Source organism: uncultured Granulicatella sp., assembly GCF_963515095.1.
Taxonomy (GTDB): Bacteria; Bacillota; Bacilli; order Lactobacillales; family Aerococcaceae; genus Granulicatella.
Map to the genome: position 1 here is coordinate 17,245 of NZ_CAUPXD010000011.1, position 16,100 is coordinate 33,344.

Here is a 16,100-nt window from a genome sequence, read left to right on the forward strand (position 1 = left end):
GAGGCTAGGAAATTCCTAACCTCTTTCTTAATTGATAAAATTATAGTTTTACTACGTTAGCAGCTTGAGGACCACGTGCGCCTTCTTCAACTTCGAATTCAACAGCTTGGCCTTCGTCTAATGATTTGTATCCTTCTGATTGGATAGCTGAGAAGTGTACGAATACGTCACTTCCGTCTTCGCGTTCAATAAATCCAAAACCTTTTTCTGCGTTAAACCATTTTACTTTACCTTGTTCCATGAACATTTTCCTCCTTGTGCCAAAAGCACGGTTATTCATATTTCTGCCTGTGGTTCAAAAAGGAGTTCTCAAATCCCATTTATTTCCCTAACAAAAACACTATAGTCAGTATAGCACAATTGAAAGCCTTTTACAAGTCTATTTCCGAACAAATTTAGAAAAGCTCTCAAATGATTCCTTAATAAAATAATGAAAAGAGTGAAAAAATACGAAAAATTTTCACTCTTTTCATTTAAAACGTTATGGTTTTTCAGATAATTGTTTGATTTGTTGTTCCAACTGTTCAATTTTCAACTCTTGCTGTTGAATTTGCTCTTTTAATTGAATAAACTCTTCTCGATAAGCCTCAATTGGTGTTTTTGTACGCTTAGACACCGTATTAAATAAATAAACGACACCAAATAATACAATGATGATGAATAATAAATAAAGCCAACTAGTATTTTTACGTGAATATTTTGCAAATGAATCTCCAAATTCTTTCAATTCATCATTTTGTGGACTTAGGTTATGTTCAGCCATTTCCTTCTATCCCCCTTCATTTCCATTTATCATAGGAAGTATACCATAAAGTTTAAGAAAACGGTAATCCCTTGGATAATTGTGTCATTGTTTCAAATCTTTCGCCAACTAATCCTTCATCACATACAACGATGAGGATATCTCCAGGTCGCATAATTGTATCTCCACGGGTAATTTCTTCTTTTGCTCCTCTTCTTACAGTCGCAATAACGATATCTTTTGGCCACGGAATATCTCGAATCATTTTTCCTACTAAAGGACTTTCTACCATTACCGGTACTTCAAATGTTGTTCGTTTCCCTTTTGTTTCATGCGGATGTTCTGAATCTAAACGTTCTGCTAAAATTTCATAAATTGGACCCATCTTCAAGTAGTCAGCTACAATATAAGCTGTCAACGTACAAATTCCCAATGGCATTAATTGGTTTAATCCTCCAACCATTTCTGTTACGAGTAATAAAGCTGTTAAAGGAGCTTTCCCAATTGCTGAAAAATACCCCGCCATTGCAAAGAAAACAAAACTTACTCGTAAACTAGGATCCACTCCAAAATATTGAATTAATACTTCTGCATAAACTAATCCTAGTAGCGCACCAAGTGAAAGAATCGGTAAGAAAATCCCCCCTGGTAACCCTGTCCCGTATGAAAGCATTGAATAAAATAATCGAAGAATAAATAAAAATGCTAAAAATTGTACGGTATGATTTTCTTGAAGCAATTCTAAAATCATTTCGCCACCTCCACCTAATACGTGTGGATTCCATAAACCTAATGGAATAATGGCAATAAAGGCAACCATACAGTAGTAATAATTTGGAATAAACGGAAATAATTTTCCATAAATCGCTGGTAATTGCAAGGTATAATGATGATAAACCCATCCAAATAAACCTAAAACAATTCCTAATAAAATAACATAACCATAATGGCTCATTGGAAAGATTTGATCATTTCCTAAATTTAAAGAAGGACGAGCTCCAAAAATATTTAACGATACGAAATTCGAAACGATAGCAGCTGTTAATGTTGTTAAAGCAACTAATGGACTAAATGTATGATGAACTTCTTCTAATACAAACATTAACCCAGCAATTGGTGCGTTAAACGCTGCTGCTAATCCTGCTCCCGCCCCACTTGAAATAAATATATTTTTTTGAACTCGATTACTTTTTAATCCTTCCGCTACCCCTTGAGCAACAGAAGCTCCTAATTGAATCGATGGGCCTTCTCTTCCTAATAGCAAGCCTGAACCAATTGAAATAAATCCCGCAACGAATTTTTTCCAACAAACAGACCACCAATTCATATCCATCTTACCTTGTAATTGTAGCTCTACTTGTGGAATCCCACTTCCTTTAATATCCGGCTCACTTTTAACAATTTGTCCTAAAATAACAGCCATAATCATAGAAAAAACAATCCATACCGGTAGCCATTGAGGAGCTTCTTGCAAATAAGAATAAACAACAACAACTCCTTCTAATGTTTTCCCAAGAAATAACCGGAATAAACTAACAGTTGTTCCAACTAGTATTCCTATAATAGCCCCTATTGCAATATAACTGCTTTTCCCAAATTGTTTACTATTAAACAATCCCACTTTAAAACATCCTTTCAATTTCTAATTATTTCTATTATACCAAATTCCATTAGAATAAAAACTGTAAATCTAAAATGATAAAAAATTTCTGTATAAAAAAGCAGACACTTATTACAAATGTCTGCTTTCTTCTCATTAAGATTCTTGATTGAAATCTGATTCGTCTAATTCTGCCATTAATTGATATAATTTTTCTTCTGTTAATGCATCTTTTTCATCTTTTTCGAACACTCGAATAATTTTTCCACGATGCATCATCATTAAACGATTTCCATATCTTAATGCATCTGATAAATTATGCGTAATCATTAAAGCAGTTAATTCTTTCTCTTCAATAATTTCCTTTGTTAATTGCATAATTTTGCGTTGTGTTTTTGGATCTAGTGCAGCAGTATGTTCATCTAGTAATAATAATTCAGGAGTTCGTAATGTAGCCATTAATAATGAAACTGCCTGTCTTTGTCCACCAGATAATAATCCAATTTCTGCATCTAATCGTTCTTCTAATCCTAATTGTAAAGGAGTTAATAATGCTTTAAATTGTTCTAATTCTTCAGCAGTATATCCTTTTTTCAATCCACGTTTTAGTCCTCTTCTTAAAGCTAAAGAAAGATTTTCAGCAACGGTCATACGAGGTGCTGTTCCTTGTAAAGGATTTTGATAAACACGACTAATATATTTGGCTCTTTCGTATTCAGCTGTTTGTTCAATCGCTGATTCTCCCATATAAATATGTCCTTTATCTAATGGAAAACTTCCCGAAATGGCATTTAAAAAGGTTGATTTTCCTGCACCATTTCCTCCAACAATAGTAATAAAATCCCCTTTGTGAATCGTCAAGTTCATATCGATTAACGCATCATGACTTCTATTTGTATTTGGGTAAAATGTTTTATGAACATTTTCAATTCTAATATCCATCTTCTACCTCCTATTGTACACTTTTACGATGACTAATTTTGTAAATCGCTTGTTTAATTTGCGGAATTGTTAAGCAAATAGCAATTAATGCTGCAGATAATAATTTGAAATCATTTGGATCAAAAATATTTAATCGTAAAATAGATGCTTGTAATAAACGATAAATAATCGAACCAAAAATAATACATACTAATCTTCCTACGAATGATTCATCTGCAAAAATTACTTCTCCAATAATAATCGCTGCTAAGGCAATAACAATTGTTCCTAAACCAGAGTTCACATCTGCATAGCCATTATTTTGGGCTAAAACAGCTCCCGCCATCGCAATTAACGCATTGGATAACATTAAGCCAAATACTGTCATTTGATTTGTGTTAATCCCTAGAGAAATGGCCATTTTTTCATTATCCCCTGTAGCAATTAATGCTTGACCAATTTCAGTTGCGAAAAAGATATACATCGCTGCAATTAAAATTCCGACAAATACAATTCCGATTAAAATAATATCAAAATACTTCGGTAACTCCATTCCTTCTAAAAAACTAAAAATCGTTTTATAATTTAATAAGGATAAATTTGGACGACCCATAATTCTTAAATTCACCGATAATAACCCTGTCATTGTTAAAATTCCGGCTAATAAGCTAGGTAATTTACAAACAGTAATTAAAAATCCTGTAACATATCCTGCTAAGGCGCCTACAAACATCGCAATAAATGTTGCTAGAAGAGGATGTACACCGTGTTGAATACACATGACACAAGTTGCTGCTCCTAATGGAAAGCTCCCTTCTGTTGTCATATCTGCAATATTTAAAATTCTAAAACTAATAAATAAACCTAATGATAAAATTCCCCAAAGTATCCCTTGAGAAATCGCTGAAATAACTAAATCCATATTTTCCTTCCTTTTCTGTCAAATCTATATGTATCAAAATCCCTTAGATAACTATACCTTATACAAACGGTATTAGCTATCATTATATGTCATTTATTTTATAAATCATTGAGGGAAGAGAACTTTCTATCCTCTCCCTCAACAATAATGTTTAACCCTCTAGACTTTTTGATTAAAATTATTTTTTAGCAGTAACTTTTTGTGCTTTTTGAGCAATATCTGCTGGAATTGTAATTCCTAATTCTTTCGCTTTTTCTTCATTTAAGTAGATGACACCTTCATTTGCTAATTTAATTGGTGTATCAGCTGGTTTAGCACCTTTTAATACTTCTACTACCATTTTAGCTGTTTCTACACCGATTTGGTATTGGTCAACCCCTAAACCTAACACTCCACCGTCAGCAACCATTGTATCTGCAGATGGGAATACTGGAATTTTTTTAGCATCTGTTGCTTTTACAACTGTTGCCATTGCACTTGCAATTGTATTGTCGATTGGAACAAAGATTGCTTCTACTTGGCTTGCTAAACTTTCTGTTACTTGTTGAATATCGTTTGTATTTGCAATTGTCGCAACTTTTACTTCTAATCCTAAAGCTTTAGCATCTTCTTCTGCTTGTTTAGCTTGTTTTACTGAGTTATCTTCACTTGATGTATATAAAATACCAACTGTTTTTAATGTTGGAATCACTTGTTTCATAATTTCTAATTGTTGTTTAATTGGTGTACGGTCACTAACCCCAGTAATGTTGTTTCCTGGTTTTTTCTCATCTTTAATTAATCCTGCTTCTACTGGATAAGTAATCCCACCCATTACGATTGGAATATCTTTTGTTACATTTGCTAATGATAATGTTGCAGGTGTTGTAATCCCAACAATGACATCATTTTTATTAGAAACTAATTTTTCACTCATTGATGCTAAGTTACTTTGGTCCCCTTGTGCATTTTGGAAGTCAATTTCTAAATTTTTACCAGCTTCATAACCTTCTTTAGCTAATTCATCTTGAATTCCTTGATAGATTGCATCTAACGCTGGATGGCTTAATAATTGTAATACCCCTAATTTCACTTTTTTATCTTGTGTTGTTGTTTGTGCTACTTGCTGTGTATTTGTTGTTTTTTGAGATGATTTTTGTACTGTGTTGTAAACTAATGATCCTAATAATACGACTAATAATGCTAATGCAAATCCTAAAATTCCTTTATTTTTTTTCATAATAAATTCCTCCAATGTAAATAAAACTTTTTCGAATGAACTCGATAAAGAAAAAGAGACCATTTATGGTCTCTTAATACAAAAAGACCACGTAGGTTCATTTTTATGAGAATCTACGTGGTCGAGTTCATTCATGTTTAAATTTCCACATAGATACAATTTCACGTCAATGAAGGTTGTATCTATATGTACAAAATGTACGTTAAGAACAACCTGTATCTAGTGGCTTTGCCAACGAGTATTTAATTGTAATACTAATACTTGGTTCATGTTCCTAACTCCTTTTCGTTTGATGTCGTTATTATGCACCGTTTTATATCAAATGTCAACAACTTTTTTTCATTTTTTTGCAACATTTTTATCAAATATTGAAAATTTATGAAAATTATGATAGGATATTTAAGGCAAAAAAAATTATTCACAAAAAGGAGAATAGAGATGAAAAAAAGTCTTATGGCTAGTTTAGCTTTCGCCTCAGTTCTATTATTATCTGCTTGCGGAAATAGTAGTACTACAAAAACAACAAAGGAGACGACTAAAACAGAAGCTGTTGCTAGTGCATCTGCTCAAAAATATGCGGATCCTTCAACATTAAAAGACAGCTATGATGTTGTAATCGTTGGTTCTGGTGGTGCTGGTTTATCAGCTGCTATCCAAGCTAAAGAAGCTGGTAAAAACCCAGTTGTTTTAGAAAAAATGGCAACAGCAGGAGGAAATACAACTAAATCTTCTGCAGGGATGAATGCCTCTCAAACTAAATTCCAAGAAGCTGAAGGTATTAAAGATTCAAACGATAAATTCTACGAAGAATCTTTAAAAGGTGGACATGGAACAAACAATCCTGAATTATTACACTACTTAGTAGACAACTCTGCTTCAGCCATTGATTGGTTAGATTCTATGGGAATTACATTAAGTAACTTAACAACTACTGGTGGTATGAGCGAAAAACGTACTCACCGTCCTGCTGATGGTTCAGCTGTAGGGGAATACTTAGTAGCTGGATTATTACGTAATGCTTCAGAACGTGAAATCCCAGTTTTCGTAAATGCTGTTGTAAACAAAGTAAACGAAAAAGATGGTAAAGTTACTGGTGTTAACGTTACTATCGATGGAAAAGAAAAAACAATTGCTTCAAACGCTGTTGTTTTAACAACTGGTGGTTTCGGTGCAAATATGGAAATGGTTACTGAATACAAACCTGAATTAAACGGATTTGTAACAACAAACCAAAAAGGTTCAACTGGTGACGGTGTTGTATTAGCCAAAGAAATCGGTGCTGCAACTGTAGATATGGGAGAAATTCAAATTCACCCTACTGTTGAACAATCAACTTCAACATTAATTTCTGAATCAGTTCGTGGTGAAGGTGCAATCCTTGTTAACCAAGACGGTAAACGTTTCTTCAATGAAATGGAAACTCGTGATAAAGTATCTCAAGCAATTATCGGATTACCAGAAAAATATGCATACTTAATTTTAGATAATGCATTAACTGATCGTGCTAAAGCTGTTAAATTCTATCAAAAACGTGGTTTAGTAAAAACTGCTGATACTGTAGAAGGTTTAGCTAAAGAAATTGGTGTACCTGCTGAAAACTTAAAAGCAACTTTAGAAGCTTGGAACAAAGCTGTTGCTGATAAAAAAGATAGCGAATTTGGTCGTTCAACTGCTATGGATCACGACTTAACAACTGGTCCATTCCACGCAATCAAAATCGCACCTGGTATTCACCATACAATGGGTGGTTTGAAAATTAATACAAACGCTCAAGTATTAAAAGAAGACGGTTCTGTTATCAACGGATTATACGCTGCTGGTGAAGTAACTGGTGGAGTTCACGGTGCTAACCGTATCGGTGGTAACGCTGTAGCTGACATCATCATCTTTGGACGTCAAGCTGGAGCACAAGCCGCTGCTTACTTAAAATAATTGATTTACTCTATCTTTTTTAGATAAATATATCATTTAGATATTGAAGTTAAGCCCTGCTATCATTTCGATGGCAGGGCTTTTTAATGTTTGGTACACCAACTTCTTATCTATATCTTGGTGGAGTTGAAAGTTGACATCTACAAAGTTTAATATTAAAATACATTCAAAAATATATTTGAATGAGGTGTTTTATGATCCAAAATGTTATTACTTCAATAATCCTTTATTCTGGGACAGCCGTAGACTTACTTATTATCCTAATGTTATTTTTTGCCAAAAGAAAAAGCAGAAAAGACATCATTAACATCTATTTAGGACAATTTCTAGGCTCTGTTAGTCTAATATTGCTAAGTTTACTTTTTGCATTTGTCTTAAATTATATTCCTAGTAAAGAGATTTTAGGTTTGCTCGGTTTGATTCCAATTTTCCTAGGACTCAAAGTTTTGCTTTTAGGAGATTCTGATGGAGAAGCTATTGCAAAAGATGGTTTGCGCAAAGATAATAAAAACCTGATTTTTCTAGTCGCTATGATTACTTTTGCAAGTTGTGGTGCTGACAATATTGGTGTTTTTGTCCCATATTTTATTACCTTAAATTTAGCGAATTTGATAGTGGCTTTACTTACCTTTCTAGTCATGATTTATCTCTTGGTTTTTTCTGCCCAAAAATTGGCACAAGTCCCTTCTGTTGGAGAAACTTTGGAAAAATATAGCAGATGGTTTATTGCCGTTGTTTATTTAGGATTGGGGATGTATATCCTGATTGAAAACAACAGCTTTGACATGCTAAGGACTGTGTTCGGCTAGGAGAAAAAATTATGAAAAAAGATAGTATCTGCCAAGTGGATGTTATAAATCAACAAAATGTTACAACCGCAACGAACTACCTTGAAAAGGAAAAAGTCCAAAAATCACTTCGCATTTTATCAAAATTTACCGATAATAAACAGATAAATATCATCTTTTATCTCCTTGCTGTTGAAGAACTCTGTGTCTGTGATATAGCCTGTTTACTAAATCTCAGTATGGCATCTGCCTCCCACCATCTTCGTAAACTAGCCAATCAAAACATCTTGGGCACTAGAAGAGAGGGGAAAATTATATATTATTTTATAAAAGATGAGGAAATCAGGGATTTTTTTAATCAACTAGGATAACAACTATTTTTACTACTTTTCCATGATTCTAGGAAGCCACTCTATGAAATTTTTTGATGAAAATTACTCACAAGAAATACCTACTTGTATCAAATGTTTAAGAAAAAAGAATAATTTAAAGCAAAGTGACCCCAAAAAGTTAGACTTTTTGGAGTCACTTTATAATGAAGACTTCATCATCCACTGTAATCGTAGAAATTTTCTTTGCGAATTAAATATAACACTTACACAATCCATTCAATTGTCTGATACATCTCTTTTTACTCTTCTTCTCTTCTATAATCTACTGAAATAAAAACCATTAAAACGGCCTGTATCGCCAAAGCTAAATAAAAAATTTCTGTATTTCTGTTAAAGATAATTGCAAGTGTTGTAAAAATCAAATATACCAGTATATAGGCTTTTATAATTCCCTTTGTTAATTGCACTTCATCTTTGTTATACCGCGTTGTTCCATATAAACATAAATAAAAAACCGTAATTCCAATTAGAATCATTGAGACTCCTATATTTAATAACTGCCCCTCATAATACATCTCAACTCCAGCCGTTATAATGTTAATAGCAATTAAAATAGCAATATGTAAATACACTAACGGTGCTGCTGCAACTTCTTGATGATGATTCATTCGAATAGCCGTTTGATAAACATAAGAAACGAATAAAAATCCAACCATTACAAATGTAAGAATTGACAAAAGGAAATGTTCTGACAATGGATACGTTTTAATAATAGCAATAACCAGTTCTCCCACTGTTAAAATCGTAATTAATTGCATTCGTTCCACTAAATGTGCCAAATAGATAAAGTAGAAACGACAAAACTTAGAATCCTTTCAAAACTTACGATATATGTAAACTCCCAACAACCCCACTTGTCGTAAGAATAAACACTAAATCAAAAAACAATTCATAGTTCGAAACTTTTTTCCCTTTCATACAACACCTCTTTTAATCCTCATCCTTAATATCAATATCTTCCGGAATCGGTTCATCTAAGTATTTTTGGTATTCTTCAATCATTTTTTGACGTTGCTTTATAAAAAAGTTAAATTGAGATCGATTAATGAGAACTTCATCATCCACTGTAATCGTAGAAATTTGTTTTTCACGAATTAAATATAATACATACGCAATATCTACTTCTAAATATTCCGCAATTCCTTCAATTGTCTGATACATCTTTTTCTCCATAAATAAAAGTAACAGTTCTTTTCCAAACTGTTACCTTCTTTTCTATCCTAATTTTTCTACTAAGCTTTTCGCAAAAGCTTCGATATTTTTCACATCTTCTTCTTCCGCATTTAAATCAACTAATACATTTTCTGCACCTTTTGTCGCACCTGTTTTAGCAAATTGTTCATCAAAATCTAATACGGATTGACAGAATTTATCATAGAATGTATCTCCAGAACCTAATGCTCCATAGATTTTTCCTGTTAAATCTTCTTCTTCTAATTCTTCATAAAAATCAACGATTTCATCTGGCAAATCACCATCTGTACCATAAGTGTAAGTTGCGACCACACAAATATCATAGTCATGAAATTCATCTGCTGTAGCGGAAGTACATTCTTTAATATCTACTTCTACTCCTTGTTCTTCTAATGATTCTGCTAAAATATCTGCAATTTCTTCTGTGTTCCCTGTTAAACTAGCATATACAATTAATGCTGTTGCCATTTACTTCACTCTCTTTCGTTTCAATTGATTTTATTATACCAAAAGAATTCCTCAAGAGATAGTCATAAGAAAAGATTTCTTATGTCATTTTCATACATCTTTTCAGATAAAACTACCTTCTATAGCATTTTCTTTTTATTTTCACTCTTTTTTTGTTATAATTTTATAATAACTTTTTACAGAATTGAGGAAATAACATGAACGCTACTCAACGATTAAAGCAGGCAGAAAGAGGAGCTATCCTTAGCATCATCACCTATATCCTACTTTCCACTAGTAAGTTAGTATTTGGAAAATTATTTTTCTCTCAAGCGCTCTTTGCAGATGGTTTAAATAATTTAACAGATGTTTTATCTTCCGTTTTAGTATTTATCGGATTAAAAATTTCACAAAAACCTGCTGATAAAAATCACCCCTATGGACATTGGAAATTTGAAACTATTGCGAGTTTAATGACTTCTTTCATTATGTGTATTATCGGGATAGAAGTTATTAGAAATGCTTGGCATACTATCATGAATCCAACTCCCGAACTTCCATCAATTATTACTGCTATAGTAGGATTTATTTCTGGTACGATTATTTATGGAGTTTATCGGTTTAACCATTCGCTAGCTAAAAAAATAAATTCCATCGGTTTAAGAGCAGCAGCAAAAGATAATTATAGTGATGCCTTAACAAGTATTTCTACTTCTATTGCTATTTTTGCAGCAAGCTTAGGAATCTCATGGTTAGATGGAGTGATGGCATTTATTGTTGGAATAATGATTTTAAAAACTGCTTATGATGTTTTCAGTGAAAGTACCTTCCAATTAACGGACGGATTCGAACCAGAAGAAATGAAAGAATATAAACCTCTCATACTTTCCCACCCAGAAGTTAAAAGTATTGAAGAATTGAAAGCTAGACGATATGGTTCTAATATTTATTTAGATTTAACGGTTTGTATGGATCCTAATTTAACAGTATGGAGAAGTCATGAAATAACAGAGGAAATCGAAACAGAAGTTGCTGAACACTTCGGAATCAATTTCATAGATATTCACGTTGAACCTTATAAAAAAGCTAGAAATTAGGAATTCCCCTAATTTCTAGCTTTTTTTGTACTTTCTCCTAATTTTACATGAACTGGAATCGTGGTTTTCATCTCGCAAGGAATATTTCGAATTAATTTTTCTAAAACTTTCATCGAGACTCTTCCAGCTTCTTTAAACTGATATTCAACCGTAGTTAATGTCGGATTCATAAATTGTCCAATTTCATATCCACCAAAACCAGCTATCGCAACTTCATCAGGTATTTTTCTACCACATTGTTGAGCGGCTTTCATTAAAGCTACTGCAATCTTATCAGTTGCTGCAATGACTAAAGAATGTGTTTGATCTTTAAATAATTCCATCCCGATGTTCAACGCTTTTTGAGATGAGAAATCTCCTTCTAGCTGTTCAATTTTTTCAAATTGATGAGCTTTTGCTCCTGAGAAAATTCCTTCTTTACGAACAACTCCAACTGCATAATCTCGTTTTGAAACTCCCACATAAGTTAATTCATAATAACCTAATTCTGCAAGTTTTTGAACTAACTCAAAACCTGCCTGATAGTCATCATGCACCACACTATGAATTTCCTCGTGTTCTTGCCCCACAATGACAACAGGAACCGGACATTTTTTTATAGCTTTAATATGTTCCGAAGTAATCTCTGTAGCAATTAAGATAATACCGGCGACTTTATTTCGAGCAAAAGTTTCAATGGCTTTAATTTCTCTTTTACTATCTTGTCGGGCATTATTCATAATGAATTCATAGTTTAATTCTTCAACAACTTCATCAATCCCCATTAATGTCTGAGCAGTGGCAGCTGAATCTACTCTTGGTACAATCACACCAATCATAGAACTAAATTTTGCTTTTAAGCTTCGAGCAAATGGACTTGGCGTATAATTTTCTTCTTTAATAACTTTTTCAATTTTTTGCGCTGTTTCTAAACTAATCGATCCGCCATTTAAATATCTTGAAACGGTACTCTTCGTTACACCAGCTTTTTTCGCAATATCTTGAATAGTCGCCAATCACTCCACCTACCTTTATAATGTTGTAAAATCAATATTAAATGCTTGTTTTACATCTTCAGTTACATCACTAATTGGTGTTTTTGAAACGAATTTTCCTTTAAAACTGTAACGATGAGATGCTTGTAAATCATCACATGTAATTAAAGTAATTTCCGTTTTCCCTGGCACATCATAAATCACTTCTACTTGATAAGCTTCCACTAAATCAATACTTGTTGTTTCGTATTCATAGACATATTCCATATCTGTTAAATAGATTTTATCGCCAACTTTTAATTTAATTAATGGAGAGAATAATAAACGTTCATCTGAAAAATAGTGATGACTCGCTAATGCATAATTACCTTCTCCCATTTTTTGAGTAGGTTTCATTGTTCCAGCTCCAGCTAATAATACTGGGTTAGAAATTCCTTTATAAATTGGTAAATTTAACTTTACACTTGGAACAGCAATTGCCCCTAAAGTTAAAAACTTAGAAGTATCCATTTTAGCTTTTACAACTGATTGTAAATCTAAAGGTTCAACCGTTGAAAAGTCAAACTCCGCTTCTTGAGTCTCATTTTCTTTTACTTCGGCTGCTGTTACTTTACTTAATTGTTGTGTATGTTCTTGTTGGAATTGTGCTAGCATATAGGAACGAATTGGTCCAGCGGCAAATAGTACCCCGGCAATAATGAATAATAGTCCTGCCAGCCATATTCTCCAATTAAAGCCTTTTTTTCTTTTTTTCTTTTTCATCTCTTCTGTTCTTGTCATAACAATCTCCTTTAAATTTTTGTACTTACTAAAATCCAATATCCTTTATCCCATTGAATTCTTTCACAGTTACCAAATACTTCTTCCATTTTCTTTTGAGCACTTGGAGCTCCTTGTTTCTTTTGAATAACAATGACTAATTGTCCATTTTCAGCTAAATAATCATATGCTTTTTCTAAAATTGTATGAACAACTGTTTTTCCAGCACGAATCGGCGGATTACTAATAATGATTTCATATTGAGATTTTTTTACAGCATCATATAAATTACTTTCATGAATTTCGACATTATGAATTCCATTTTTTATTGCATTTTCTTTTGCTAATAATAAAGCACGTTCATTAACATCAATCATCTCAATGGATAGTTCAGGATAAGCTTTTCCATAAGCAAGTCCCATCGTACCATAACCGCAGCCAATATCCAATAAACTTGCCTTTTGAAACTGCTCAGGAATATCATAAGACTCAACTAATAATTCACTACCAAAATCAACGGTATTTTTTGAAAAAACTCCATTATCACTTGTAAAAGAAAGAGTGTTTCCTTTTAAGCGATATGTCCAATGTTTTTGTTGGCTAATGCTATCTGGATTTTTTGTATAATAATGATTTGCCATAAATTCTCCTTTTTCTTCTATAATAATTAACTATACTATTTCTTTTCCAAACTTCCAACACTTATGATTAAAATTTAATCATTCTATAACGATTTTTAATACCAAAAAACCCGTTGCTATTTCTAACAACGGGAAAAGGTTAGGAGGGTTTACTAATAAAAAATGTTGGGAGTTCATTTTTTATTTGGGAGAAGTAAACCTTAGGTGTTTTATTGGGTATGGCTGTATCATAAAGGTTAATTATGAAGAAAGTATGAATTTTTTATGTTGTTTTTATGAATTTTAACTTTTTTTATATTTTTATATCGGTATATTCATCATATTTTTTAAATAAATTAACGATATATAGACATGTTGGATGGATTTTCTTCTGATTTTCCCTTGCATAATCCGCTAATTTATCGACTAGTAATTTCCCAATTCCTTGTCCTCTATAAGTTGGATCTACAAAAGTATGATCAGCAATCAATACATCTTTTTCCACTTGAAAGGTAATTTCAGCGTCCATTTCACCTACAGCATTATAATGTCTAAATGCATTTTCTTCTTTTACAAATTCCATTCAACTCACTCCTTCAATATAATCCTAAACTTCGATTTGTTCAGACTTTTTTTGTAACCGTTGTACAACATCTAGTATACTCTGTTTTTGATAAAAATCTATTTGATTTTTAATTTGTTCTTCTTGTAAGTCTGAAAAAACTCCACATATATGATTCGCTACCAAACATACTTCGTCTAAAGTTGATTGATATTGTTTCTTCAATCGTTGATCTTCTCCTACTAAAATAAATAAATCTCCTAATAAAATCTCCTTTGGATCTACTTGAATTTTATATCCTCCATTAGCTCCATTTACAACATCTACATACCCTTTAGAAGATGCTAGACTCATCACTTTTCGAACAATAACAGGATTACTACATGCATTATGCGCTAATTGTTGACTAGAAAATCTTCTATCATGATGAACAGATAAATATGTTAAACAATGGATAATTACTATAAAGTCGTTTCCCATTTTGTATCCTCTATTTGATTAATCCAAATACATCATTTAATGCTTCTGCCATTGTTGGGTGAGTGAAGATTTGGTCACGTAAAGCTGTATAAGGTAATTTAGCTTTAATAGCAGTAGCAATAATATTAATCACTTCATGAGACTCTTCCGCAAATAATGTTGCCCCAACAATTTCATTTGTTTGTTCATGTACTAAAACTTTGTAGAATCCAACTTGGTTCCCTAAAATTTTTGCTTTTGGAACAGCAGCCATTGGTAATTTTGCAACTTTCACAGGAATTCCTGCTGCTTGCGCTGCTTTTTCATTTAAACCAACACTTGATAATGTAGGACTAATAAATGTTGAAGTAGGAATTAATGAACGTTCTTTAGTTGAATATTCTTTATTTCCTGATAAGAAATTTTTCACGATTCTGAAGTCATCTAGTGAAATAAATGTGAATTGAGGTCCACCATTTACATCACCTAATGCGAAGATATGTGGTTTATTTGTTTGTAAAAATTCATTTACTTTAATTGCTCCACGTTCAGATAATTCAACACCCGCTTTTTCTAAGTCTAAGCCTTGAATATTTGGTTTTCTACCAGTTGCTACTAAAACTGCATCTGCTTCAAGTACTTTTTCTTCATCATTTTTAGCATAGTAAACAGTTGCTTTGTTACCTTCTGTTTCAACTTTTTTAACAGAAATTCCTAATTCAAAAGTAACGCCCATTTCTTCTAAACGTTCTTTAACTGCTGCAGAAACATCATCATCTTCACGAGGAATAAATGCATCGAATACATCTACAACTGTTACTTTTGAACCGAATTGTGCATATGTTGCTGCAAATTCTAATCCGATAAATCCACTACCAACAATAACAACTGATTCTGGGAATTCTTCTAAATTCATAATTGTTTCATTTGTATGAATTGGTCCTCCAACTTTTAATCCTTCAATTGGTGGGATAAATGGAGTACCACCAGTATTAATGAAGATTCTTTCTGCTACATATTCTTCTACTCCATTAGCTGTATCTACAGCAACTGTATGTTCATCTACAAAACGTCCAAATCCATCTACAATTGTTACATTTGGAGCTGAATTTACTTTTTGATAGTTTGCTTGATTTAAAGCTGCAATTAAAGCTTTTTTCTCTTGAATTGATTTTTTATAATAACTAGCTGCATCTTCTTGGCTATATTTTTTACGAGCTGCTGCTGTTGCAATTTTTTTAGTTGGGATACATCCAACATTAATACATGTACCACCGTACATTACAGGAGATTTTTCAATTAAGACTGTTTCTTCTCCTTGTGTTCCTAAGTAAGCAGCAATTGTTTTACCTGCTTTACCAAACCCGATAATAATATTTTTTACGTTTTTTGACATATGAATCACCTTTCTTTAAATGTAATATTTTTGATTACAGTTAGTATCATATACCTATTTTATAATTTTGTAAATA

At 32.5% G+C, this 16,100-nt stretch carries 19 protein-coding genes and 1 pseudogene; 4 read left to right on the forward strand and 16 right to left on the reverse strand.

The window, feature by feature from the left end; translation table 11 throughout:
• Nucleotides 1–40: 40 nt before the first annotated feature.
• The 6 genes from RWL86_RS03965 to trpX form a co-directional block, all read right to left on the reverse strand.
• Nucleotides 41–241, reverse strand: coding sequence for a cold-shock protein (locus tag RWL86_RS03965; RefSeq protein WP_006703068.1), 201 nt, complete (start codon nucleotides 239–241; stop codon nucleotides 41–43).
• Nucleotides 242–481: 240 nt separating this feature from the next.
• Nucleotides 482–763 carry a hypothetical protein gene (locus RWL86_RS03970; protein WP_314077284.1) on the reverse strand — a complete coding sequence of 94 codons (282 nt, stop codon included), beginning with the start codon at nucleotides 761–763 and terminating at the stop codon, nucleotides 482–484.
• Nucleotides 764–815: 52 nt separating this feature from the next.
• Nucleotides 816–2,363, reverse strand: a complete 1,548-nt coding sequence (locus tag RWL86_RS03975) for a ClC family H(+)/Cl(-) exchange transporter (RefSeq protein ID WP_314077285.1) — start codon at nucleotides 2,361–2,363, stop codon at nucleotides 816–818.
• Between the two features lie 135 nt (nucleotides 2,364–2,498).
• Nucleotides 2,499–3,284, reverse strand: a complete 786-nt coding sequence (locus RWL86_RS03980) for an ATP-binding cassette domain-containing protein (protein WP_314077286.1) — start codon at nucleotides 3,282–3,284, stop codon at nucleotides 2,499–2,501.
• 10 nt (nucleotides 3,285–3,294) lie between these two features.
• Nucleotides 3,295–4,185, reverse strand: a complete 891-nt coding sequence (locus tag RWL86_RS03985; RefSeq protein WP_314077287.1) for an ABC transporter permease subunit — start codon at nucleotides 4,183–4,185, stop codon at nucleotides 3,295–3,297.
• Nucleotides 4,186–4,363: 178 nt separating this feature from the next.
• Entirely contained in the window at nucleotides 4,364–5,404 is a 1,041-nt protein-coding gene (gene trpX, locus RWL86_RS03990; protein WP_314077288.1) for a tryptophan ABC transporter substrate-binding protein, read from the reverse strand.
• Between the two features lie 438 nt (nucleotides 5,405–5,842).
• Here trpX and RWL86_RS03995 point away from each other — a divergent pair, with 438 nt between their 5' ends.
• Nucleotides 5,843–7,336 carry a flavocytochrome c gene (locus RWL86_RS03995; RefSeq protein ID WP_314077289.1) on the forward strand — a complete coding sequence of 498 codons (1,494 nt, stop codon included), beginning with the start codon at nucleotides 5,843–5,845 and terminating at the stop codon, nucleotides 7,334–7,336.
• A gap of 36 nt (nucleotides 7,337–7,372) precedes the next feature.
• Here RWL86_RS03995 and RWL86_RS04000 read toward each other — a convergent pair.
• Nucleotides 7,373–7,502 (reverse strand): annotated as a pseudogene (locus RWL86_RS04000) (FanG protein).
• A gap of 28 nt (nucleotides 7,503–7,530) precedes the next feature.
• Between RWL86_RS04000 and RWL86_RS04005 the strand changes: the two are divergent.
• Together RWL86_RS04005 and cadX are read left to right on the forward strand one after the other, a co-directional pair.
• The gene (locus RWL86_RS04005) at nucleotides 7,531–8,145 is read left to right on the forward strand and encodes a CadD family cadmium resistance transporter (protein WP_314077290.1); all 615 of its coding nucleotides are present in this window, start codon (nucleotides 7,531–7,533) and stop codon (nucleotides 8,143–8,145) included.
• Nucleotides 8,146–8,156: 11 nt separating this feature from the next.
• On the forward strand, nucleotides 8,157–8,495 hold the full coding sequence (gene cadX, locus RWL86_RS04010) for a Cd(II)/Zn(II)-sensing metalloregulatory transcriptional regulator CadX (RefSeq protein ID WP_040802757.1): 339 nt from the start codon (nucleotides 8,157–8,159) through the stop codon (nucleotides 8,493–8,495).
• A gap of 260 nt (nucleotides 8,496–8,755) precedes the next feature.
• Here cadX and RWL86_RS04015 read toward each other — a convergent pair whose 3' ends face one another.
• The 3 genes from RWL86_RS04015 to RWL86_RS04025 form a co-directional block, all read right to left on the reverse strand.
• Nucleotides 8,756–9,283: a low temperature requirement protein A gene (locus RWL86_RS04015; protein WP_314077291.1), complete on the reverse strand. Its 528-nt coding sequence runs from the start codon at nucleotides 9,281–9,283 to the stop codon at nucleotides 8,756–8,758.
• A gap of 163 nt (nucleotides 9,284–9,446) precedes the next feature.
• Nucleotides 9,447–9,677: a hypothetical protein gene (locus RWL86_RS04020; RefSeq protein ID WP_314077292.1), complete on the reverse strand. Its 231-nt coding sequence runs from the start codon at nucleotides 9,675–9,677 to the stop codon at nucleotides 9,447–9,449.
• Between the two features lie 54 nt (nucleotides 9,678–9,731).
• The gene (locus RWL86_RS04025) at nucleotides 9,732–10,178 is read right to left on the reverse strand and encodes a flavodoxin (protein WP_314077293.1); all 447 of its coding nucleotides are present in this window, start codon (nucleotides 10,176–10,178) and stop codon (nucleotides 9,732–9,734) included.
• A gap of 197 nt (nucleotides 10,179–10,375) precedes the next feature.
• Here RWL86_RS04025 and RWL86_RS04030 point away from each other — a divergent pair, with 197 nt between their 5' ends.
• Nucleotides 10,376–11,254: a cation diffusion facilitator family transporter gene (locus tag RWL86_RS04030; RefSeq protein WP_314077294.1), complete on the forward strand. Its 879-nt coding sequence runs from the start codon at nucleotides 10,376–10,378 to the stop codon at nucleotides 11,252–11,254.
• A gap of 8 nt (nucleotides 11,255–11,262) precedes the next feature.
• On the opposite strand, the gene RWL86_RS04035 is transcribed toward RWL86_RS04030, so the two are convergent.
• The 6 genes from RWL86_RS04035 to RWL86_RS04060 all read right to left on the reverse strand — a co-directional run bounded on the left by RWL86_RS04035 (nucleotide 11,263) and on the right by RWL86_RS04060 (nucleotide 16,024).
• Entirely contained in the window at nucleotides 11,263–12,249 is a 987-nt protein-coding gene (locus tag RWL86_RS04035; RefSeq protein ID WP_314077295.1) for a LacI family DNA-binding transcriptional regulator, read from the reverse strand.
• A gap of 15 nt (nucleotides 12,250–12,264) precedes the next feature.
• Entirely contained in the window at nucleotides 12,265–13,008 is a 744-nt protein-coding gene (locus RWL86_RS04040) for a class A sortase (RefSeq protein ID WP_314077296.1), read from the reverse strand.
• A gap of 11 nt (nucleotides 13,009–13,019) precedes the next feature.
• Nucleotides 13,020–13,628: a class I SAM-dependent methyltransferase gene (locus RWL86_RS04045; protein ID WP_314077297.1), complete on the reverse strand. Its 609-nt coding sequence runs from the start codon at nucleotides 13,626–13,628 to the stop codon at nucleotides 13,020–13,022.
• Between the two features lie 292 nt (nucleotides 13,629–13,920).
• Nucleotides 13,921–14,190: a GNAT family N-acetyltransferase gene (locus RWL86_RS04050; protein ID WP_314077298.1), complete on the reverse strand. Its 270-nt coding sequence runs from the start codon at nucleotides 14,188–14,190 to the stop codon at nucleotides 13,921–13,923.
• Between the two features lie 24 nt (nucleotides 14,191–14,214).
• The gene (locus tag RWL86_RS04055; protein ID WP_314077299.1) at nucleotides 14,215–14,649 is read right to left on the reverse strand and encodes an Rrf2 family transcriptional regulator; all 435 of its coding nucleotides are present in this window, start codon (nucleotides 14,647–14,649) and stop codon (nucleotides 14,215–14,217) included.
• Nucleotides 14,650–14,659: 10 nt separating this feature from the next.
• Complete coding sequence (locus RWL86_RS04060) at nucleotides 14,660–16,024, reverse strand: FAD-dependent oxidoreductase (protein ID WP_314077300.1); 1,365 nt, start codon at nucleotides 16,022–16,024, stop codon at nucleotides 14,660–14,662.
• Nucleotides 16,025–16,100: the final 76 nt, after the last annotated feature.